The organism is Aggregatibacter sp. (assembly GCF_057314075.1).
This window is the reverse complement of record NZ_DBHLAR010000004.1, coordinates 316,143-339,541: the sequence shown is the minus strand read 5'-3', so window position 1 is coordinate 339,541 and position 23,399 is coordinate 316,143. Positions and strand designations below refer to the sequence as shown.

Genomic DNA, 23,399 nt, shown 5'->3' with positions numbered 1-23,399 from the left:
TTATGCCTCCGCCTTCTCAATATTAACTAGGAATGTTTTGTATTCCGGGGTTTGTGTGACTGATTCACCCCAAGATGGCGTTAAGGTGTTGGTGGAGAAACCACGGTTACCTTTACCATTTAAGGATTTCATATTCCAGTGAATCGGAAGACCCACATGGTGTACTGTTCTTCCGTTAACTTCTAACGCTTTCAAACGTTTTGTTACCACTGCAACAGCTTTGATATAACCACGACGAGAGGTTACTTTTACCATATCGCCTTTTTGGATACCTTTTTCTGCCGCGAGTGCCTCACCGATTTCCACGAATTGTTGTGGTTGTGCGATGATGTTTAACGCAGATTGTGCTGTCCAGCTGTGGAAGTGCTCGGTTAAACGATAAGTTGTTGCGACAAACGGATACTCTTTATTTGAACCGATAAACTCACGGTCTTCTTTATAAATACGTACCGTTGGGTCGGTTACAACACTTGGGTGTAACGGGTTCGTATCAATCGGACTTTCAATCGGCTCATAATGCTCCGGTACCGGTCCACTGTTGACTTTATCAACAGCGAATAAACGACCAACACCTTCAGCAGACATGATAAACGGACCTGCATCAGAACCTGGTGGTTGTGTGCCATAGTCAGCAATATCAAACCAGTTCCAGTTTTTGCCGTTCCATTTGATTAACTGACGATGTTTATCCCATGGATTACCGTTAATGTCTAAAGACGCACGGTTATAAAGCACGCGACGGTTTGCCGGCCATGCAAAGCTCCAACCTAAGTTACAACCTAAACCGGATGGATCGGAATTGTCACGGTTTTCTGTTTGGTTACCTTTTTCAGTCCATTGACCTACATAAATCCAGTTACCGGAGGACGTTGTACCGTCATCACGTAAGTGTGCAAAGGAGTTAAGTAGTTGACCTTTTTTATACATTAGGTTGCCATTTGCGTCATAAAGATCTTCCAAAGCATAGCCGTTAACTTCTTTAGCCAGTTCAGATGATGATGGCGCATGTGGAATATTATAGTTCCATGTCATGGCTTCAAAGGATTCAATACCGCGACCACCTTCTTTCTTGTAAAGCTCATGCATTTCTTCACGGAGCATAGATAAAATCTCTACATCCGGTAAGGCTTCGCCTGGTTGATCGCAAGATTTTTGGTGCCATTGCACCCAACGACCGGAGTTAGCGATAGAACCATCTTCTTCCGCGAAACAGGTGGTTGGTAAACGGAACACTTCTGTTTGGATTTTGGACGGATCTACATCGTTCGCTTCCCCAAAGTTTTTCCAGAATTCGGAACTTTCGGTTTGCAATGGATCCATAACGACTAAGTATTTCAACTTACTCATACCTGCAACAGTTTTGTTTTTATTCGGTAATGAGTTTAATACGTTGAAACCTTGCAAGATCCAACCGTTTAACTTGCCATCATTCATTAATTTAACATGCGTGATTGGATCGTATAAGCGGTCTGCTTTTGGTAAGAAATCGAAACCCCAACCGTTTTCTTTGGTGGCTTTATCACCATAGAACGTTTTCATCATACTCACGAAGAATTTCGAGGTATTACGATAATAGTTTACTTGGTTTGGTACGATATCTTTCGGTGTAATCGCATTGATATACTGCTCATAAGAGGTATCTTTATCGTTTGGTAAACGCATATAACCCGGTAAAGACATCGGCAATAAGCCCATATCCGTTGTACCTTGTACGTTGGAGTGTCCACGTAATGCATTAATACCACCACCCGGCATACCCATATTACCTAGGAGCAATTGGATCATCGCCATGGAGCGAATATTTTGCGTACCGATTGTGTGTTCAGTAAAGCCAAGCGCATATAAGTGCGTCATGGTTTTATTTGGTGCCGATGTTTTACCGATTTCTTCACAGATTTGTAGGAAGGTTTTTTGTTTTACACCGGTAACTTTTTCAACCATTTCCGGGGTATAGCGGGAAACGTGTTCTTTTAATACGTTAATAACACAACGTGGGTGTTGTAATGTCATATCACGTTTAGCATGACCATTTTCATCAAATTGGTAGTTCCAAGTTGATTTATCATACTTACCTTTTGCTTCGTCAAATCCGGAGAATAAACCGTCTTCGAACTTATAACCTTCGTTCACTAAGAAGGATGCATTGGTATAGTGTTTAACGTATTCGTGTTGAATTTGATTGGTTTCCAATAAGTAACGGATCACCCCCATTAAGAAGGCAATGTCAGAACCGGAACGAATTGGTGCGTGAAGGTCAGCTACGGAAGCTGTACGGTTAAAGCGCGGATCGACAACGATGATTTTCGCACCGTTTTTCTTCGCTTCAATGACCCAACGGAAGCCAACAGGGTGAGCTTCAGCAGGGTTACCGCCTTGAACAAGAATAAGATTGGCGTTTTTGATATCAACCCAGTTGTTTGTCATGGCACCGCGACCAAATGATGGAGCAAGACTTGCTACCGTTGGTCCGTGTCATGTATTCGCTTGGTTACATACCGGAAGCATCCCTAACATGCGAATCCACTTATGGGTTAGCAATGCGGCTTCATTACTGATTGCCGATGCCGTCATAATCCCCGTGGTTGTCCAATGGTTGACCGTGTTGCCTTCAGCATTTTTCTCAACGAAGTTGGCATCACGGTCATCTTTCATCAAGCGGGCAATGCGTTTAATCGCATCTTGCCAAGAAATACGTTCCCATTTATCGGAGCCCGGCGCGCGGTATTCCGGATATAAGGTACGGCTTTCGCTATTGATAAAGTCTAATGCACCGGCACCTTTAGGGCATAACGCACCACGGCTGATTGGATGATCCGGGTCGCCTTCGATATGGAATAATTTAGAACGGGTATTTGTCGCGGTGTGGCCACTTAATGTATTAGATGGTGTACCTGTACTGTACATTAACATACCGCAACTTACCGAGCAGTATGTACAGGTTTGACGCGATTCTTTCGCACGCAATAGTTTGTATTCGCGTGGCGCAGCTAAGGCCGTAGCCGGAGCAAAGCCTAACATCGCAACCGATGTTCCTGCCATACCGCCGGCACAGACCTTGAAGAATTTTCTTCTTGAGATCTGCATAAACACTCCCCACAATCAACAAAAGCTGTTGATGTTTTTTTGTTTGATAGTTTTAGATTTATATTTAACTAGATAATCTGATGGTCGTTTTTGTTAAATTTGTATTAAAATTTAGCGAAACGATGCTGAGTAGTTATGTAACAATAAAAATACATAGTTACTTGACTAGTAGCGGCGGGTAGAATACCTATTTTTTATACAGAAATCCATAATTAATAATGGCTAGAAGGAAAGAAAATCTTGAGTTGGATCAAAAAAAAATTAATTCACTTTATTAAAAAATTAACAAATGAGAAACAAAGCGATAACAAGGTTGCTATTTCTGAGAAACAAGAAACTTTAGCTACAGAAACACCTGTGGCACTGGTTTATAACGATATTTCTCACACGGTGATGATGTGTTCTCCACGAGATTTGGAAGATTTCGCCATGGGGTTTTCTTTATCGGAAGGAATTATTGATAAACCTAGTGATATTTATGGCATTGATATTGAAGAAGCCTGTAATGGAATTGAAGCGAGAATTGAGTTAGCAACCCGCTGTTTTGTGGCATTGAAAGATCATCGACGCACCTTAACCGGACGAACCGGTTGTGGCATTTGTGGCGCGGAACAAATTCAGCAGGTTTATAAAAACGTTAAGAAATTAGACCGCACTTTGATCTTCCATGTGGCACAGTTAGACGATTGTTTGCAACAATTACAGGATGCACAGGAATTAGGCAAGCAAACCGGATCCACACATGCGGCAGCATTTTTCTCCATGGATGGCAAATTACTCGCTATTCGTGAAGATGTCGGGCGCCATGTGGCATTAGATAAATTATTGGGTTGGTATGCTAAAGCAGGTAAGCCGCAAGGTTTTATTATTGTAACTAGTCGCGCCAGTTATGAAATGGTGCAAAAAACAGTATCTGCAGGCATAGAAATATTAGTCGCAATTTCGGCTTCAACAGATTTGGCGGTAGAAATGGCAGAACAATACAACTTAACGTTAATTGGTTTTGCCAGACCGGGGCGCGCGACGGTTTATAGTGGTAGAGAACGTTTAGCAATTTGTGATTGATTTTGCCTTAGTCTAAAATCATCTTATTTATTCTTTAGGCTTTCTTCTTTATGACAAAAAATAAACGCCCGACATTACAAGATATTGCCGATTACCTTGGCATTACGAAAATGACCATTAGTCGCTATCTACGTAATCCTGATTCTGTGGCGAATGGTACACAGGCACGCATTGCGGAAGCTATTGAACGTTTCGGCTATATTCCTAATCGCGCACCGGATATCTTGTCCAATGCTAAAAGTCGGGCAATTGGTGTGTTAGTGCCATCGCTAACCAATCAAGTATTTGCCAATGTAATTCGCGGTATTGAGCAAATTACCGATAAAGCGGGTTATCAAACCATGTTGGCACATTATGGTTACAGTGAGAAGAAAGAAGAACGACGGATTGAAAGCCTGTTGTCTTATAACGTGGATGGCATTATTTTATCGGAGAGCCATCATTCCGAAAAAACTAAAAAGATGCTCAACGTGGCGAATATTCCGGTAATTGAAATTATGGATACCACGGAAGTTGGCATTCAGCAGGTTGTCGGTTTTGACAATATCGCGGCGGCACAAGCGATGGTGGAAACCATGATTAATCGTGGACATCGCAACGTAGTCTATTTTGCGGCGCGTCAAGATAAGCGCACCCGTTTACGTCAGCAAGGCTATGAAAATGCCATGGCAAGGCATCAGTTAACACCACATGTCATCGCTACTAAAGAACATTCTTCTTTTACGCTAGGCGGCGAATTATTACATCAGGCACTTGAAACATTTCCGCAAATTGACGGTATTTTTTGCACCAATGACGACATCGCCATTGGCGCTATTTTTGAATGCCAACGTTTAGGCATTCAAGTGCCCAAACAAATTGCTGTTGCCGGTTTCCACGGGCATGATGTTGGTCAATCGATCACGCCGCAACTTGCTACGGTGATCACGCCGCGTTTAGATATCGGGCGCATTGCTGCGCAGGAATTACTGGCGCGAATTGACAATATTCCCGCGCAAAGTGCCATCATCAATTTAGGCTACCAGATCCATTTAGGGGAAAGCATATAAAAGTGCGGTGGTTTTTTTAGAGGTTTTAAAACACTTGAAAAACAGACCGCACTTTTTTGTTTTAAGGGAGATAAGGTTTCAGCACCTGGATACAACGTTCAACCACTTCGTCAAAAGGCGCATTAATATCAATAGGAATCACATCCGGTTCATCTGGGCCCGGTACTTCTAGGGTTTCAAATTGGCTTTTCAGCATGCTTTCTTTCATGTAGTGCCCTTTGCGTTGGCGCATACGTTCTAAAATTACATTATAAGAACCGTGTAAAAATAGGAATTTTACATTGCTGTTGCCGTCACGAATTTGATCACGATATTTCTTTTTCAATGCCGAACAAACAATAATGCCTACCTCGCTTTTATGCTCCAAGCTAAACGCCGCATCTCGAATGCGTTCCAACCAAGGTGCGCGATCTTCATCGTTCAATGGATGCCCTTCTCCCATCTTAATGATATTGGCACGCGGATGCAGATCGTCTCCGTCAATCAGTTTTATCCCCAGACGATGCGCCACTTCTGTCCCTACAGACGTTTTACCGGTGCTGGATACACCCATTAAAATAAAACTTTTACCTGTCGCCATATGTTGCTCCTTCTCTGATTTTTTATGGGCTTAGCTTAGCGCAAAAATGTTATCGGTAACAATTCTTTTAGACTATAAAATATCCGATTTTACAGCTAAATTAAGCATAAATATATTTTTTGTGATTGTGATCACAGTTCTAATTGATATCTATTTACCAATTCTGCGATAAATAGTATGTTACCAGTAACATTTATTGGCATGAGGACGAATTATGTTAATTTTCATTATGATCGTAGCTGTGCTTTTATTATTGCTACTCATCATTAAATTTAAAATGCACGCCTTTGTCGCATTAGTTCTAGTTAGTTTATTGACCGCACTAGCTGCTGGGATTTCTGTTGACAAGATTTTGCCGACGCTATTAACCGGCTTCGGCAATACGTTGGCATCCGTTGCTTTATTGGTTGGGTTGGGCGCCATGATTGGGCGTTTGCTTGAAGTGACTGGCGGAGCAAAAGTGCTTGCCGATACCTTAATCAATAAATTCGGTGAACAAAAAGCACCTTTTGCCCTTGGGGTTGCCGCCTTATTATTCGGTTTTCCGATTTTCTTTGATGCCGGTTTGGTCGTGATGTTGCCAATCGTCTTTAGCGTGGCAAAACGCTTTGGTGGTTCTGTCTTACGTTACGCCTTCCCGGTTGCCGGTGCTTTCGCCGTCATGCACGCCTTTTTACCACCGCATCCCGGTCCGGTTGCTTCCGGAGATTTGCTGGGTGTAAATATGGGATTGATGGTGCTTGTCGGGTTAATTTGTGCTATTCCAACTTGGTACATTGGGACATATTTGTTCAGTATGTACATCAGCAAAAAATTCTTTGTGGAACTGCCGAAAACCTTTTTGAATAGTTCTGCCATTAGCGAAACTTCGGTTCAAAACCCGCCACCGTTTGGACGCGTGTTATTTATTTTGGTTTTACCGATTTTCTTAATTCTGTTTGATACCGGTTTAAATACGCTCAGCGTTGCAAAAGTCATTGACGGTTCAGCCTTGTGGGTGGAAAGCTTGCGTTTAATTGGTAAAACACCTATAGCTTTATTAATTACGTTGTTAATCGCTATTGCCTTATTGCGCGGTGAACGTAGCTACGAACAAATCGAAAGCCTCTGCAACAGTGCGCTAGGGCCGATTTGCTCCATTATTTTGGTCACCGGGGCCGGTGGTATGTTCGGTGGTGTATTACGCGCCGGCGGTATCGGCGATGAATTGTCTGCCATGTTATCTAATACCGGTATGCCAATTATTATTGCTGCCTTTATTATTTCCATGGCGTTGCGTGTAGCACAAGGCTCGGCAACGGTTGCATTAACTACTGCCTCCGCATTAATCGCACCGACCGTTGCTGCGGCGACCGATCTTAGTCAATTGGACTTATGCTTTATCGTGATCTCCATTGCCTCAGGCGCCACGGTGTTCTCTCATGTGAATGACAGCGGATTTTGGTTAATGAGTCGCTTTTTGGAAATGGACACCAAAACCACGTTAAAAACCTGGACTATGTTGGAAACCTCAATCGGCTTTGTCGGTTTTATCATTGCATTAATCGGTAGCATTATTTTCTAATTCTTCTGGTTTGACTAAAGCGCATCTTTACGGTGCGCTTTTTTGTGAGAAAACATCAGAAAAAACCACCGCACTTTTTCTTCTTTTCCCTTTCCTTCATTGAGTTTTTACTAAAACTCGCTATAATTTCGCCTGTACAAAAAAACAGTATTTGTGAGTGAGAATAATGGATTTCGCAGAATTATTAGACGGTTTAAACGATAAACAACGGGAAGCGGTGAGTGCACCGTTGGGCAATTATTTGGTGTTGGCGGGCGCGGGGAGTGGTAAAACCCGCGTATTGACGCACCGAATCGCATGGTTGATTGGCGTTGAAGGTGCCTCCGAAGGAAGCATTATGGCGGTGACCTTCACCAACAAAGCTGCGGCAGAAATGCGTCATCGTATTGAGTCTGTCTTGTCCGACGGCAATCAGCGTTTGTTTGGTATGTGGGTCGGTACCTTTCACAGTATTGCTCATCGACTTCTGCGAGCCCATCATCTTGATGCGGATTTGCCGCAAGATTTCCAGATTTTAGATTCGGAAGACCAATTGCGTTTACTCAAACGCCTCATGAAATTACATCATTTTGACGAAAAAAGTTTCCCGCCAAAACAAGCGGCTTGGTATATCAATAATAAAAAAGACGAAGGCTTGCGCCCGAATCAAATTGATGATCATCAGGATCGTCAAGAACGTGAATGGATTCGAATTTATCAGATTTATCAAGATGCTTGCGATCGTGCAGGATTGGTAGATTTTGCCGAAATTTTATTGCGCTCGTACGAATTGTTTTTACATAAGCCACTGATTTTGCAACGTTACCAACAACGTTTTCAGCATATTTTGGTGGATGAGTTTCAAGACACCAACAAAATTCAATATGAATGGATTCGTTTGTTGGCGGGCAACACTGGCAAAGTGATGATTGTGGGGGATGATGACCAATCTATTTACGGCTGGCGCGGTGCAAAAATCGAAAATATTCAGTTATTTTTAAAAGAATTTGCCAATGCACAAACCATTCGATTAGAGCAAAATTACCGTTCTACTATGAATATTTTGCAGGCGGCGAATGAGTTAATTTCCAATAACAACAACCGACTAGGGAAAAATTTGTGGTCGGAAGGAAATCAAGGTGACCCTGTAGGCATTTATGCCGCCTTTAACGAATTGGATGAAGCGCTGTTTGTTGCTTCACAAATTAAAACGTGGATTGAAGACGGCGGCAAACTCAACGATTGCGCCATTTTATATCGCAGTAACAGTCAATCACGGGTGATTGAAGAAGCGTTAATTCGTTCACAAATTCCGTATCGTATTTATGGTGGTATGCGCTTCTTTGAACGTCAGGAAATTAAAGATGCGTTGGCCTATTTGCGCTTAATTGCCAATCGCCAAGACGATGCTGCCTTTGAGCGCGTTATTAATACGCCACCTCGGGGCATTGGCGATCGCACGTTGGACACCTTGCGTAATCTGACTCGCGAACATCAAATCACGTTATGGCAAGCCACCAATTTGGCCTTGCAGGAAAATAAACTGGCAGGCCGAGCCGCGACCGCCTTGCTTCGCTTTATGGAATTAATTAATTCCCTGCAACGGGATACGGAAGAGATGCCGTTGTTTGCGCAAACGGATTTTGTGATTAAGCATTCCGGTTTGTATGAAATGTATAAACAGGAAAAGGGCGAAAAGGGCGAAGTGCGTATTGAAAACTTGGAAGAGTTAGTCTCTGCTGCGCGTGAATTTATCAAGCCTGATGAGGCGGAAGATATGACAGAGCTCACCGCGTTCTTGACGCACGCTTCGTTAGAAGCCGGTGAAGAACAAGCGGCACCGCATCAAGCTTGCGTGGAAATGATGACCTTGCATTCGGCAAAAGGTTTGGAATTTCCTCGGGTCTTCATGATTGGCGTGGAAGAAGGATTATTCCCAAGTTTCCGCTCTTTTGAAGAAGCCGGGCGTTTGGAAGAAGAACGTCGTTTGGCTTATGTGGGGATTACCCGTGCCAAACAAAAACTCACTATTTCTTATGCGGAAAGTCGTCGTTTATATGGCAAAGAAGAACGCCATTTGCCTTCCCGTTTTATCACGGAACTGCCACAACAATGTTTACAAGAAATCCGTTTACGTGGCACCGTTACACGCGCCTTGAATCAAGCTAAAGTAGGCAGTGTCTCACCGATTGCCAATGAAAGTGAATGGAAAATGGGGCAAAAAGTGAAACATGAAAAGTTCGGTGTTGGCACGGTGATTAATGTAGAGGGGGCTGACAATAATTTGCGCTTACAAATTGCGTTCCAAAATCAAGGAATAAAATGGTTGATTGCGCATTTAGCAAAACTGGAAAAGGTTTAGGTTGTCGAGATAAAAAAGTGCGGTGAAATTTCACCGCACTTTTTTTATCGATATTGAATGGCTTTGGGATAACCAATCTGTAACGTTAATTTTTGATTGCTTTCCACAACATTTTTCCGTGCTTGAATAAAAAAGCGAGAGGTCATGGCTTTTTCACCGTGATTGAGAAAAATTTCTACGATAGAACGATCAAAGAAAATTTCTACTGTTTGTAGATTTCTGATTTCACAGAAACGTTTGCCGGCGAATTTTTCCATTAATTCAGTTTGTTCACTTTGGCTGCGATCTAAACAAAGCACGCCATTTTCATAAGAGAGACGCAATGAGTGCCCTTGTTCATTTTGGAAGAAGGTTAAATCAAAGGCTTGATTATTCGCGTCAAATTTCACATAAGCACGATCTAAATCTGTAATTTCAGCTTTGCCATCAAGATGAAACGTAGAAAGTGCGGTCAGATTTTCATACGTTTTGGCGATAGGGCGTTGGTGGATTTTGTTGCCTTCTAAGCGCAATTCTCTTGGCATTGTTAAAGCTGAATGCCATTTGAATTTGTCTGTCGGATAGGTTAAGTCCGGCAAGCCGATCCAACCGAATAAGATGGCATTTTCTGTCTTGCTACGTCCTGCAAAAGTTTGTGGTGCGTAGAAATCAAAGCCTTGATCCAGTTCGGCGATGTGCTCGGCGTGAAAGGTTAAGCCCTCCAATTTGCCAACGGCATACACCGCGTGGTAGTTATTTTGAAATTGATAAGCTTCCCGTAATTTGCCCTGTGGTGACCAAATAAACACATCTTTGCCGCCTAATTTGAATAAATCTGGGCATTCCCACATGAATACTTGGCGATTATCAAAGGCGGGGATATTTAATTCGCCCAATAAATGTGGTTCGGCGTTTAAGTCATCCATTTCGTATAACAATGCGGTGCCGCTGAGATCTTCCCGTTGTGCACCAAGTACAAAACGAATTTTGCCTTCTGCCGTGACAAAAGGTTTCGGATCGCGGACGTGTTCGGTATAACCTTTCGGGGCTTGATTAAGCAGACAACGTTTGGAGAGCAATTTCCCTTCTTTAGAAAAGATGGCCATATTTTGATGAGGAATGCGTTGATTTTCCGCGTTGCGTGTGTTGCCGGTGTAAAAGGCGACAATTTGTTCTTGCCAAAGAATGGCACCACCCGAATAACAGCCGTGGGATTCAAACAGCTCATAAGGAATGAGATCGTCAGCGGATTGATAATGTTGGAAATCTTTGGTGATCAAATGTTTCCAATGCTTCATACCGTGCAGTGCATCGAAGGGAAACCATTGATAAAAAAGGTGGTATTTTTCGCCGTCAAAGATGAGACCGTTAGGATCGTTCATCAGTCCGGTTGGTGGCGCAATATGAAAGTGCGGTCGAAAATCTTTGTCTTTTTGCACGGTTTGAGCAATTTCGGCAAGCTCTCCGGATGCTGCCGCAAGGATGCTTTTGTATTTTCCGTTGTTGAAAATATGCATGAGGTTTTTCCTCGATGTTTGGGCAATTGGCACGCGTCAAAGAACGCACGCGATTAAAGTAAAAGACTAGTTTGCCAAAAAATCGGCTAATTGCATTTTATTTGGTAGGGCGGACATGGCACCTTTTGCCGTGGTAGCTAATGCACCACAAGCGTTAGCCTGACGGAGAATTTGCTCAAGCACAGAAATTTCTTTCCAATTTGCATGTTGTGAAAGCCCGGCAAGAAGACCGCCAACAAAGGCATCGCCTGCACCTGTGGTGTCAACCGGTTTTAAGGCTTTGCCGGCAACCACATCTTGTTTACCGTCTAAATGATAGCGTGCACCGTCTTTGCCCAAGGTCACAATGATTAATTTTTCCGGATAAAGTGCGGTGATTTTTTCAAACGCGTCGTCTAAGGTTTGGGTGTCGGTGAGCAGCGTTAATTCTTCTTCTGAAAACTTCAATACATCTGCCAATGCCACCGCTTGCATGACGGTTTGCTTCATGTCGTCAAAACTTGCCCAAAGGGATTCGCGCAAATTGGGATCAAAAGAGAAGAATCCGCCCGCGGCTTTAATGCGGCGAATCGCTTCAAAAGTGGTTTCGCGCGAAGGGTTATTGATTAAAGCAATGGAGCAACAATGTAGCCATTCGTTTGGTTGGAAATTCGGTAAATCCGCCACTTGTAAAAATTGGTCGGCACTGGGATTCACCATAAAGGTAAAGCTCCGTTCGCCGTTATCTAACCCAACGATAACCGTAGAAGTACGCTGTTGCGGATCAAGAATCATATGGCTGGTTTGTACGTTTTCCTGTTGCAGGGTTTGTTGCATAAATTCGCCCAAGGGATCTTTGCCCACGCGACCGATAAACGCACTTTCACCACCTAAACGGGCTATGCCTACCGCCACGTTTGCCGGTGCACCGCCGGCACAGCGCAAGTAATGATTTTCTCCATCCGGGATTAAATCCACCACGGCATCACCTAATACCCAGATCTTTTGATGCATATTCTGCTCCTTGTGTTAGCCCTAAAAAACGCGGATAAAAATAACCGCACTTTATGATGACATAAGTGCGGTTCATTTTTGTGATGTTTTTATTTCACCGTGACTTTGGCGAACTTGCGTTTACCTACTTGGTAAACCGCAGTCGAAGTGCGGATAACAAGTTTGGCGTCTTCTACTTTTTCACCGTCAATTTTCACGCCGCCTTGTTGTACCATGCGGTTGGCTTCGGAAGTCGAAGCCACTAAACCGGCGTCTTTTAACAAGTTGGCAAGCCCGATTTCGCCTTCAAAGGTAAATTCAGGCATGTCATCCGGCATCGCGCCTTTTTGGAAGCGGTTGATAAATTCTTGTTCAGCCGCCTCTGCCGCCGCCTCATCATGGAAACGGGCAATAATTTCTTTGGCTAATAAGATTTTGACATCCCGTGGGTTTTTACCATTTGCCACATCTGCTTTTAATTGGGCAATTTCTGTTAATGGACGGAAAGAAAGCAGGTTGTACCAATCCCACATTAAGTCATCAGAAATGGACATGATTTTGCCGAACATTTCGCTTGGCGCTTCGGTGACACCGATATAGTTGCCGAGGGATTTGGACATTTTTTTCTCGCCGTCCAAGCCCACTAATAATGGCAGGGTAATCGCCACCTGTGGTTTTTGACCGGCAGATTTTTGTAATTCACGGCCCACTAATAAATTGAATTTTTGGTCGGTTCCGCCTAATTCAACATCGGCTTCCAACGCAACAGAATCATGACCTTGCAAGAGCGGGTAAATAAATTCGTGAATCGCAATGGGTTGATTGTTAGAGAAACGTTTTTTGAAATCATCACGTTCTAACATACGGGCAACCGTGTAGTTGCTTGCTAAACGAATCATGCCTTCGGTGCCCAATTTACCCAACCATTCAGAGTTGAATACAATATGGGTTTTTTGCGGATCGAGAATTTTGTAAATTTGTTGTTTATAGGTTTCCGCATTGCGTAACACATCTTCGCGGCTAAGCGGCGGACGAGTCGCATTTTTACCGGACGGATCGCCCACCATGCCGGTGAAGTCACCGATTAAGAAATAAACTTCGTGGCCTAATTGTTGGAATTGACGTAATTTGTTTAATACTACAGTGTGACCTAAATGAATATCCGGTGCGGTTGGGTCTGCGCCGAGTTTCACGCGCAATGGGCGATTTTCTTTAAGTTTTTCAATTAAATCCTGTTCAGAAAGAATTTCATCTACGCCGCGTTTTAGTTCCGCGAGAACGGTATTCATATCAGTCATGTCTTTTCCTAATGTTATTCAATTTACCGAGAGGCTACATTATAGAGATTATTCGCTAAATTTGAATGATTTTTCCGGCGTTAGGCATAAAAAAAGGTCGTATAAACGACCTTCTCCTTTAGCTTTTACAGGAAGCGCCCTGTTTTTGTACTTTCCCGAATTCATTGTGAGCATCGGGTTTTGCCATATTGTTCGGCGCACCTTTTTGTACCGGATATTTTGAGTCCATTTGCCAAGCGTTCCAACCGCCGTCGTAAACATGGCTGTTTTTCCAACCCAGCACTTGCGTCATAAACCAAGGCATGCTGGCGCGCCAGCCGGTGCCGCAATAGAAGGCGAGGTGGTCGTCTTGATTAATGCCTTGTTGTTTCCACAGTTTGACCATTTCTAACGGGTTACGCAATGTGTTGTCCGGATCGTAATAATCCGCCAAATTAGAGGAGTTGGTGCCGGCAAAGCCCCAAATAGCGCCCAGCGGCTCGCCTTTGCCGGGAATATAGTCATAGCCGCTGATCTTACCGGTATATTCGTCCCAGGCGCGATTACTGATTAATTTCAAGCCGTTCTCTTTTTGCGCTTTAATCACATCATCCGGCATGGAAATATTGACTTCCGGGTGTTGCGGGATGGTGGCGCCAAAACTTTCTATCGGTGTCGGAATGTTCACTTGGGTTTCGGTCGGTAAATTTGCGTCCACCCAGCCGGTTAACCCGCCGTTTAAGAAGCGCACATCTTCCACGCCCGCCCATTTTAATGCCCATAACACACGCAATGCGGCAAGTTGATTTTCCGAATACAGCACAACGGTTTTGTCTTTGCTGATGCCGTTTTTAAGCAGATTTTGTTCGATGACTTTCGGGTCGGATAAATTCCAGATGGGATCGTTTTCAATCCAATCCGTATTAAAGTGGTAGGCGCCGACGATGTGTTGGGTGTAGGCTTTCGCATTGGCCAAATCGCCCCAAGACACTTCAAACACCATTAATTTATCATTAGCGTAAGTTTCCGGATTTTCGCCGTGCATGGCGGCGTTCAGCCATTGCGGCGACACGCTTAATTGGTAGTTCGGAAAGGCTTCGAGCGGGTAGCCCGCGTTGGCGTAATTAATGAAATCTTTAAAGATTTTCACCTTATAGCCTTTGGCGGCAAATTCCGCGCTGATACGTTGCAAATCGTCCAAATTGCTGTTGTAAAACACAATGGTTTTGTCTTTGGTAATGCCTTTATCCTTGGCAAAACTGTCAAATTTATCGTCGGCGATATAATCCAACCAAGCGGTAGTAAATTGAATCGCGCCTTTGATATGCCCACCGTGGGTGGCGTTGTTGTCTTTAAAACCGTTATATAAGCTGTCGTGGCGGGTATCCACAATTACATACGCGCTGTTGTCGAGGTTTTTGAGCAAGTCTTCTGTGCTAATTTCAGTCACTTTATTCTCATCGCAGGCGGTTAATAACGCCAGACTTCCGAACAGTAAAGTCAATTTCGTTTTCTTCATGATATTCTCCTTGAATATTAGGTGCGACATTGCGTTGTCTTGAAAATAAAGGTGCTGAGCCAAACACCTACCAAAATCATCGCGGTGGCAATCCAGCCTTGAGCGGAAAAATAGGCGGTGGCGACCAATGAATTGGTGACTGTACAGCCGCCGGCAAGCCCTGCGCCAATCCCCATAACAACACCGCCGAGTAAGCGACGTAACAGCATATCCGGCGCGGGCAGGGTGAGTTTGAAATCGGCGCACAGTTTTGCGCTAACAAAAGAACCAACAAAAATGCCGAGTACGAATAAACTGCCCCAGTTCAAATAGCGTTGCTGACCGGTAACGATGTATTGCACCACATTGGCGGACGGCACGGCGATGCCGTAGCCGTAATTGCGCCCGGTTTGCGCGCTGCAATACCAAGCGATGACGCCGAGCAAGCCGATCAATACGGCGCCTAAAAAGAGCGGTAAGTTTTTAAAGCGTTTTTCCGGATCTTGAAATTGATAGCGTGGATGGCATAGTTGATAAATGAATAATGCCAAGGCGATAAGACACAGCAAAATTACGCCATACCAAGGACTGATTTGCCATGTTGTATAAAGGCTGTCTGCCATTAAATGTTGTTGTAACAACGGACCGAACCAATGCTTTAATACACCACTTTGCATAGACGCCATGGTTAAGCTAAAACTGAATAATGCCAACCACGCCCCGACCAAACCTTCGCCGCTACGAAACCAAGTGCCGCTGCCGCAACAACCGGATGCCGCCATGCCAAAGCCGAACAGCAAACCGCCTAACAAGGTGGCGGATAGTGAAAATTCGCCGTTGGGCAAGTCAATTAGGCCATAGTGTTGTAAGGTGAAAAATCCGACGGATTGAATAGAGATGGCAATTAAAAGTGCGGTGGGAAATCGCAGCGTTTTTTGCGTGAAAATATTGCGAAAGCCGGAAACGAAACAGAATTGCGTGCGTTGTAACAAAACGCCGAAGAGCATACCGATGATGAGACCACTTAACATAGATTAAACCTTAATACATATGAGTGGCGCTGATTAAAGCATAAATTTAACGGGAGGAACATATTTTTTATGCAATTTTTTTAACGACGTCACAAAATAAAAGGTGAAAACGCCGCTAGCGGTAAATTTTAGGCAAAAAAAAACGCCTCTTGTGGGGGATGAGGCGTTGAAGTTGGAGTGATTATCTATTGTTGTTTGAATGATTAAATGATAATTATTCTCAAAATTAATGTCAAGCACTTTAATGAAAATAATTCTCAAATAATTTGCCTAAATTGAGTTTATCTTAAGTGGTACGACCTTTGTGAGATGAAGTGCGGTCGGAATTCCCTGCGTTTTTTCAAATTCAGCCGCATAGGCGTAAGCCTCAACCCCTTCATTGAGCGCATGGAGAAAGAGTTCGTGATATTTCGGATCAATGTGTTTCGCGATTTGGAAATGATCGAAGCCATCGTGTAACCCACAGAAGAAAATCACCGCACGATGACCTTGTTTTTTCATGGCGATCAATTCGCGCAAGTGTTTTTGTCCGCGTGTCGTGACAGCATCAGGAAACATACCGAGTTTTTTGTCGTTATCCACATAAGTAATGGATTTCACTTCCACGTAACAATCAGGCAGATCTTTACCTTTCAGCAGAAAATCAATGCGGCTGTTTTCTTCGCCGTATTTCACTTCCGGATGAATTTCATCATACATAGCCAGTTCGATAATTTGCTTTTTCTGTAAGGCATCAAAGGTGAGCTGATTAGAACGGTGCGTGTTAATGCAAACCATATTGCCATTGGCTAATTGTGTTAATTCCCATGAACTTGGGTATTTCCGTGTGGCACTATCGGAGGTGGAATACCAGACGGTGTCGCCTTCTGCACCACAGCCGATCATGGCACCGGTGTTGGCACAGTGCAACGTGGTGATATCACTGTTCGGCAGTTGCACATCCGCTAAAAAGCGTTTGTAACGGCGGATTAAAGTGGCAGATTGTAGAGAGGGTAATTGCATGGTGTTTGACCTTGTATATCAAAGTGCGGTTAAGTTTTTCCGTGTTTTTTACAGACCGAGTGTGAAGCGGCAGTAAAAATATTTGCGCGCTAAGATAGCAAAGCGAGGGATGAATTTCTAATTTTTTATGTGTTACCACAAAGTGTAATAGGGATCACATATTGAATAAAAAGCCGAAAATTTTTTTTAGTTTTTAGAGGAACAATGATAGAGTGAGGGCTAATTTGACTGCCTAGAGGCGTCATTTCGGGCGGGTAAATTTGTTACCTAAATCTTAATCAATCAAAGGGAATCATTATGTTAATTGGTGTACCTAGAGAACTGCTTGATAATGAAAGTCGTGTGGCGGCAACGCCGAAAACGGTTCAGCAAATTTTGAAGCTTGGCTTCGATGTGATTGTTGAACATGATGCGGGTTTCAAAGCCAGTTTTGAAGATCAGGCATTTGCAGCTGCCGGTGCGAAAGTCGGTGATGCCGCACAAGTTTGGCAAGCGGACATTATTTTTAAAGTCAACGCGCCGACTGATGATGAAATCGCTTTAATTAAAGAAGGGGCAACCTTAGTCAGTTTTATCTGGCCTGCGCAAAATCCGCAGCTCATGGAAAAACTGTCAGCGAAAAAAATCAATGTGTTGGCGATGGATGCCGTGCCGCGAATTTCTCGTGCGCAAGCCTTGGATGCATTAAGTTCCATGGCAAATATTGCCGGTTATCGTGCCGTGGTGGAAGCCGCACATGAATTTGGCAGTTTCTTCACCGGACAAATTACCGCAGCAGGTAAAGTGCCACCGGCAAAAGTGTTGGTGATTGGTGCGGGTGTTGCCGGCCTTGCCGCGATTGGAGCAGCAAACAGTCTAGGTGCCATTGTACGTGCTTTTGACTCCCGTCCGGAAGTAAAAGAACAAGTAGAAAGTATGGGCGCCAGCTTCCTTGAAATCGATTTCAAAGAAGAAGGCGGCAGTGGCGATGGCTATGCCAAAGTTATGTCTGAGGAATTCAATCGTCGCGCGCTTGCCCTTTACGCAGAACAAGCGAAAGAAGTGGATATTATCATCACCACTGCATTAATTCCGGGCAGACCTGCACCACGCTTAATCACCAAAGAAATGGTGGAATCCATGAAGCCGGGTAGCGTGATTGTGGATTTAGCCGCAGCGACCGGCGGTAACTGTGAATTGAGTAAAGCCGGCGAAGTGGTGGTCACCGATAATCAAGTGAAAATCATTGGTTACACCGATTTACCAAGCCGTTTACCAACGCAATCTTCCCAACTTTACGGTACCAACCTTGTTAACTTATTGAAATTGCTTTGCAAAAACAAAGACGGTCAAATCGACATCAATTTCGACGACGTGGTATTGCGTGGCGTAACGGTTATTCGTGATGGCGAAGTGACATGGCCGGCACCGCCGATTCAAGTTTCCGCTCAACCGCAACAACAAGCGAAAGCTGCAAGTACGGTCAAAAAAGAGGAAGAAAAACCAACGGATCCGCGTAAAAAATACGGCATTATGGCGGCAGTGGGTGTGCTTTTCTTATGGCTTACGTCTATTGCGCCGGCGGCTTTCCTTTCTCACTTAACCGTGTTCGTCTTGGCTTGTGTCGTGGGTTACTATGTGGTTTGGAATGTGAGCCATGCGCTACACACCCCATTGATGGCGGTAACGAATGCGATTTCAGGGATTATTATCGTGGGAGCGTTATTGCAAATCTCACAAGGTAATTTCTTCATTAGTGTGTTGGCGTTTATTGCGATTTTAGTGGCAAGCATCAACATTTTTGGTGGCTTCCGCGTCACTCAACGTATGCTTTCCATGTTTAGAAAAGGCTAAGGAGAAAATCATGTCAGAAGGTTTTGTACAAGCTGCGTATATTGTTGCAGCGTTGCTCTTCATTATGAGCTTAGCCGGTCTTTCTAAACACGAAACGGCAAAAGCAGGGTGCTGGTATGGCATTATCGGGATGGGGATTGCACTCATCGCCACCATCTTCGGGCCAAAATCCGAAGGCACATTGTGGATCATCATTGCGATGGTGATTGGTGGGGCGATTGGTATTCAGCGTGCATTAAAAGTTGAAATGACGGAAATGCCGGAATTGGTGGCGATCTTGCACAGTTTCGTCGGTTTGGCTGCCGTATTGGTGGGTTATAACAGCTACGGTTTGCATGATATCCCAACTATGCCGAGCGGTTTAAATGACGTAGAACAAGCGAAATTCCTTGCAGAACAAGCCGCACTTGCCAGCGTACATAACGTGGAAGTGTTCTTGGGGATCTTCATCGGTGCGGTGACCTTCACCGGCTCTGTAGTGGCATTCGGTAAATTAAGCGGAAAAATTAATTCCAAAGCCTTAATGTTGCCACATCGTCATAAATTAAACTTGGCAGCGCTTATTGTTTCCGCGTTATTAATGGTGGCGTTCTTAAGTGAACCGGAAAATATCTTCCCGGTATTAATCATGACTGTGATAGCACTCGCTTTCGGTTGGCATTTAGTGGCCTCTATCGGTGGTGCAGACATGCCGGTGGTGGTTTCCATGTTGAACTCCTATTCCGGTTGGGCTGCAGCTGCGGCAGGTTTCATGCTTAGCAATGACTTGTTAATCGTGACCGGTGCGTTGGTGGGTTCTTCCGGTGCGATCTTGTCTTACATCATGTGTAAAGCCATGAACCGCTCTTTCATCAGCGTTATTGCAGGTGGTTTTGGTAATGACATTCAAGTGTCTTCCGATACCGAACAAGGCGAACACCGTGAAACAACCGCAGAAGAAGTGGCGGAATTGTTGAAAAATTCCAGCTCTGTGATCATCACCCCAGGATACGGCATGGCAGTCGCACAAGCGCAATATCCAGTGGCAGAAATTACCCAAAAATTACGCGAGCGTGGCGTGAACGTGCGTTTCGGTATCCATCCGGTTGCCGGACGTTTGCCTGGCCACATGAACGTGTTATTGGCAGAAGCCAAAGTGCCTTACGACATCGTGCTGGAAATGGATGAAATCAACGATGATTTCGCTGACACCGACACCGTATTGGTTATCGGCGCGAACGACACCGTCAACCCTGCGGCGATGGACGATCCGCACAGCCCAATCGCCGGTATGCCGGTATTGGAAGTGTGGAAAGCGGCTAACGTGGTGGTATTCAAACGTTCCATGAATACCGGTTACGCCGGCGTACAAAATCCATTGTTCTTTAAAGAAAATACCCAAATGTTGTTTGGTGATGCGAAAGAACGTGTGGATGATATCTTAAAAGCCTTGTAATTGGCTTTGGATGACAAGCTAAAAAATAAAAGTGCGGTGAATTTTCACCGCATTTTTGTTTCTGAGAAATGCATTTCAATTAATGAATCATTAGTTCAATAACGCTATAATTACGCCATTCGTTTAATAAAAAGGAAGTAAGCATGATAGAGCAGGCTTTGCACGCGGAACAGAATGAATGCGTCATAACAAACGACATTCGGCTGACGCAATATAGCCACGGCGCCGGTTGAGGCTGCAAAATATCGCCTAAGGTTTTAGAGGAAATTTTGCATACCGAAATGGCACCGTTTATTGACCCGAATCTCCTTGTCGGCAATGACACCAAGGATGACGCGGCGGTGTATGATTTAGGCAATGGTACGTCGATTATCAGTACCACAGACTTTTTCATGCCCATTGTCGATGATCCTTTCGATTTTGGGCGCATTGCGGCAACCAACGCCGTGAGCGACATTTTCGCCATGGGTGGCAAGCCGATCATGGCGATTGCGGTGTTTGGCTTCCCGATTAACAAATTGCCTGCAAGCGTGGCACAGCGCATTATTGACGGCGGCCGTTTTGCTTGTCAGGAAGCGGGCATTGCTCTTGCCGGCGGTCATTCCATAGACTCACCGGAACCGATTTTCGGTTTGGCCGTGACCGGCATTATCGACACTGAAAAAGTGAAACGAAACGCTACGGCACAAGCGGGCTGCCACTTGTATTTAACCAAACCGTTGGGCATCGGCGTATTAACCACCGCGGAAAAACAAGGCAAATTAAAAGCCGAACATAAAGGCTTGGCGACCAAGTGGATGTGCCAAATGAATTTGCTGGGCAGTCAGCTTTCAAACATTGACGGCGTTACCGCCATGACGGATGTCACCGGTTTCGGCTTGTTAGGGCATTTAGCCGAAATCTGCGAAGGCTCCAACCTCAATGCCGAAGTAGATTTCGCCAACATTAAAACCCTAGATGGCGTTGATGATTACATCGCGCAAGGCTGCATTCCGGGCGGTACAAACCGCAATTTCGACAACTACGGACACAAAATCGCTCCAATAACGGATTTACAGAAAGCCGTATTATGCGATCCGCAAACCTCCGGCGGCTTGCTCATCGCCGTCAAACCGGATGCGGAAAAAGAGGTTTTTGCCGTTGTACAAAACGCCGGTGTTGAGCTATATCCTGTCGGCAAACTCATCGAACGACAAACGACACCGGAATTTATTGTGGTGAAATAGCATTGATTTTTTGATTAAAGTGCGGTCATTTTTCCAAGTGTTTTTTGAAATGAAAAACGTTTGAAGAAATGACCGCACTTTTTTAGTCATGAAAATTTATGCTGCCGCGCGTTTCCTAACGCGTGCCTTAGCAAGTAAATAAAGTGCGGTGAGTTTTTGAAGTGTTTTGGTTGGAATTAGGCACACGCTAGGAAGCGTGCGCCAACAGAGATGTGAAAATAAAGAAAGATAGCGCCAGCGTCCACGCTGGTGCTGTTTAATAAAATCATTGCGAATTTTACTTATAGTCTGTTGGCAGAACTAATATTCAAAATCTTTTGGATTTTTTGACCGCACTTTTAGTTGATAGGCACAAGCGAGAACACTTGCGCCATCGTGGGGGGGCTAAATATCTACCATCCCCATCTGTATTTATCATAGAGGACAATTAGTTTCCTAAAGATAGTAGAATAGTTACTTTTGTTATCTATATATTTAGGTTTATTTTTTACAAGAAAATTTTTTAATAAGTTCAGATCTATCTCATTTTTATCTAAGAAAGGAATGTAGAATATAGCTTTATCAGAATCTATGTTATCAATAATGTATTGTAACGATTTATTTGGTAATCTTAAAAATTGATTTCTATAGCCATTCTCTCTTAGTTTTTTTAAATCGTTATTAATGAACTTTTCAATGCATATCAAGTTGTTTTTTTTGATGTAGGAATTAAATTGTGTTTCTGTAGTTATATTATTTTTATTCAGGTAGAAATGAATTGGAACATATTTATCACTTTTTCTAGATAAATTGACTAGTACCGTATTTAGTATTTTTTCCGGGCTAAATTTTTTATCATCATATAATAGGTCAGAAATTAGGTCATTTGCTTTTATTTCTGAATATCCTTGCTCAGAAAATATTTGCTTAACGCCAACACCGACTACAAAATCAATATCTTTATAGTTTTTAATGTTATCTATACCTGAAACTAAAATGTGTTCAGTTGGCTCTGAGGTATAAACAAACTCATAAAATTGTTCTTTAAAATGTCTAAGGATTCTAGCTGGAAGCTTTCTCTTCATGCTTTTAATTGCATCATAGATAATAGAAAAATCATCAGTTTTAACTAATGTAATTGGAAGTGATATTTTTTCGATATAAATCTCACTTTCACTTATATTATTTTTTTCTCCAGGTTTTAACCTATTAACAAAGATAAGGTTCTTACGTAATTTTTCTAAGTTATTCTCATCTATGCATTTTACGATAGATGTTAAAAGTAATTGAATGTTAGCATCATTCAATGAATATCCTATAAAAATAATAGGGTGTTCCATGAAGATAGTAATTAATTTTGAGGCTAAGTAAGCATTCTTATTTTCAAAATTTTTATAATCTGATTCAGTTAGAACTAAAGAGTTTGGGTTAGATGAACAACCATGGATTTTATATATTTCACCAACTTCTTGAGGGCTTGAAAACAATAATTCCTGTTGACCTATATATACCTTGTAATCAGGGAATATATTTTCTAGAAATGTATCCCAGTTAGTTGTAATAATTCCATCAACATTTAATTCTTTTAATGATTCTATCTCTTTTTTATATTTCTCAGTAGAGTTTATTTCTATAGTCTTCAAATAGTGGCTAATTTCAATGCGTAGTGCCGAAGTTTTATCTTTGCTAAAGATGTTGTATTTATTTCTATTTTCAGAATAAGAATCATTATTCCACCATATATCATGAAAATCATTTGCTAATAACTCAGCGGCTTTTGCTAAATTTCCATTAGCAGATGTTTTATAATATGTAAAAGGATACTTTGTTTTACAGAATTTAGTTAATAGCCCTTCCCAGTCTTCTAATCCTAGATATCTTCTGGAAAAACCTGAGCCAATAAATAAAAATGCACCACCAATATGAGATTGTAATATTTTTGATAATTCAATTTTAATATTCATAAG

The 23,399-nt window shown here is 43.2% G+C and carries 16 protein-coding genes; 7 read left to right on the top strand and 9 right to left on the bottom strand.

What is annotated here, in order from left to right:
• Positions 1 to 3,084: a formate dehydrogenase-N subunit alpha gene (gene fdnG / locus ACO5E4_RS03245; protein ID WP_314954840.1), complete on the bottom strand. Its 3,084-nt coding sequence runs from the start codon at positions 3,082 to 3,084 to the stop codon at positions 1 to 3.
• Positions 3,085 to 3,324: 240 nt separating this feature from the next.
• Here fdnG and fdhD point away from each other — a divergent pair, with 240 nt between their 5' ends.
• On the top strand, positions 3,325 to 4,149 hold the full coding sequence (gene fdhD, locus ACO5E4_RS03240; protein WP_314954839.1) for a formate dehydrogenase accessory sulfurtransferase FdhD: 825 nt from the start codon (positions 3,325 to 3,327) through the stop codon (positions 4,147 to 4,149).
• A gap of 50 nt (positions 4,150 to 4,199) precedes the next feature.
• Positions 4,200 to 5,198: a gluconate operon transcriptional repressor GntR gene (gntR, locus tag ACO5E4_RS03235; RefSeq protein WP_314954837.1), complete on the top strand. Its 999-nt coding sequence runs from the start codon at positions 4,200 to 4,202 to the stop codon at positions 5,196 to 5,198.
• A gap of 61 nt (positions 5,199 to 5,259) precedes the next feature.
• Here the strand turns inward: gntR and ACO5E4_RS03230 are convergent, their stop codons facing one another.
• Positions 5,260 to 5,778: a gluconokinase gene (locus tag ACO5E4_RS03230; protein WP_314954834.1), complete on the bottom strand. Its 519-nt coding sequence runs from the start codon at positions 5,776 to 5,778 to the stop codon at positions 5,260 to 5,262.
• 214 nt (positions 5,779 to 5,992) lie between these two features.
• Here ACO5E4_RS03230 and ACO5E4_RS03225 point away from each other — a divergent pair, with 214 nt between their 5' ends.
• Complete coding sequence (locus tag ACO5E4_RS03225) at positions 5,993 to 7,342, top strand: GntP family permease (RefSeq protein WP_048750513.1); 1,350 nt, start codon at positions 5,993 to 5,995, stop codon at positions 7,340 to 7,342.
• Between the two features lie 166 nt (positions 7,343 to 7,508).
• Entirely contained in the window at positions 7,509 to 9,683 is a 2,175-nt protein-coding gene (uvrD, locus tag ACO5E4_RS03220; protein WP_485862054.1) for a DNA helicase II, read from the top strand.
• 44 nt (positions 9,684 to 9,727) lie between these two features.
• Here the strand turns inward: uvrD and ACO5E4_RS03215 are convergent, their stop codons facing one another.
• From ACO5E4_RS03215 to sfsA, 6 genes are all read right to left on the bottom strand, one after another.
• On the bottom strand, positions 9,728 to 11,179 hold the full coding sequence (locus ACO5E4_RS03215) for a glycoside hydrolase family 32 protein (RefSeq protein WP_485862053.1): 1,452 nt from the start codon (positions 11,177 to 11,179) through the stop codon (positions 9,728 to 9,730).
• 66 nt (positions 11,180 to 11,245) lie between these two features.
• The gene (locus tag ACO5E4_RS03210) at positions 11,246 to 12,172 is read right to left on the bottom strand and encodes an aminoimidazole riboside kinase (RefSeq protein WP_485862052.1); all 927 of its coding nucleotides are present in this window, start codon (positions 12,170 to 12,172) and stop codon (positions 11,246 to 11,248) included.
• A gap of 89 nt (positions 12,173 to 12,261) precedes the next feature.
• Positions 12,262 to 13,449 (bottom strand): tyrosine--tRNA ligase, encoded by a 1,188-nt coding sequence (gene tyrS / locus ACO5E4_RS03205; protein ID WP_485862051.1) that lies wholly within the window; start codon positions 13,447 to 13,449, stop codon positions 12,262 to 12,264.
• Between the two features lie 118 nt (positions 13,450 to 13,567).
• Positions 13,568 to 14,947, bottom strand: coding sequence for a sulfurtransferase (locus ACO5E4_RS03200; RefSeq protein WP_485862050.1), 1,380 nt, complete (start codon positions 14,945 to 14,947; stop codon positions 13,568 to 13,570).
• Between the two features lie 17 nt (positions 14,948 to 14,964).
• Positions 14,965 to 15,957, bottom strand: a complete 993-nt coding sequence (locus tag ACO5E4_RS03195) for a YeeE/YedE family protein (RefSeq protein ID WP_485862049.1) — start codon at positions 15,955 to 15,957, stop codon at positions 14,965 to 14,967.
• Positions 15,958 to 16,227: 270 nt separating this feature from the next.
• Positions 16,228 to 16,959: a DNA/RNA nuclease SfsA gene (gene sfsA, locus ACO5E4_RS03190; protein ID WP_485862048.1), complete on the bottom strand. Its 732-nt coding sequence runs from the start codon at positions 16,957 to 16,959 to the stop codon at positions 16,228 to 16,230.
• A gap of 297 nt (positions 16,960 to 17,256) precedes the next feature.
• On the opposite strand from sfsA, the gene pntA reads away from it, so the two are divergent.
• From pntA to selD, 3 genes are all read left to right on the top strand, one after another.
• Positions 17,257 to 18,792 (top strand): Re/Si-specific NAD(P)(+) transhydrogenase subunit alpha, encoded by a 1,536-nt coding sequence (gene pntA, locus ACO5E4_RS03185; protein WP_209362256.1) that lies wholly within the window; start codon positions 17,257 to 17,259, stop codon positions 18,790 to 18,792.
• 10 nt (positions 18,793 to 18,802) lie between these two features.
• A complete protein-coding gene (pntB, locus tag ACO5E4_RS03180; protein ID WP_209362257.1) occupies positions 18,803 to 20,227 on the top strand; it encodes a Re/Si-specific NAD(P)(+) transhydrogenase subunit beta in 1,425 nt (474 codons plus the stop codon).
• A gap of 185 nt (positions 20,228 to 20,412) precedes the next feature.
• Positions 20,413 to 21,453, top strand: coding sequence for a selenide, water dikinase SelD (gene selD / locus ACO5E4_RS03175; protein WP_485862076.1), 1,041 nt, complete (start codon positions 20,413 to 20,415; stop codon positions 21,451 to 21,453).
• Positions 21,454 to 21,845: 392 nt separating this feature from the next.
• On the opposite strand, the gene ACO5E4_RS03170 is transcribed toward selD, so the two are convergent.
• Positions 21,846 to 23,396: an SIR2 family protein gene (locus ACO5E4_RS03170; RefSeq protein ID WP_485862047.1), complete on the bottom strand. Its 1,551-nt coding sequence runs from the start codon at positions 23,394 to 23,396 to the stop codon at positions 21,846 to 21,848.
• Between the last annotated feature and the right edge of the window lie 3 nt (positions 23,397 to 23,399).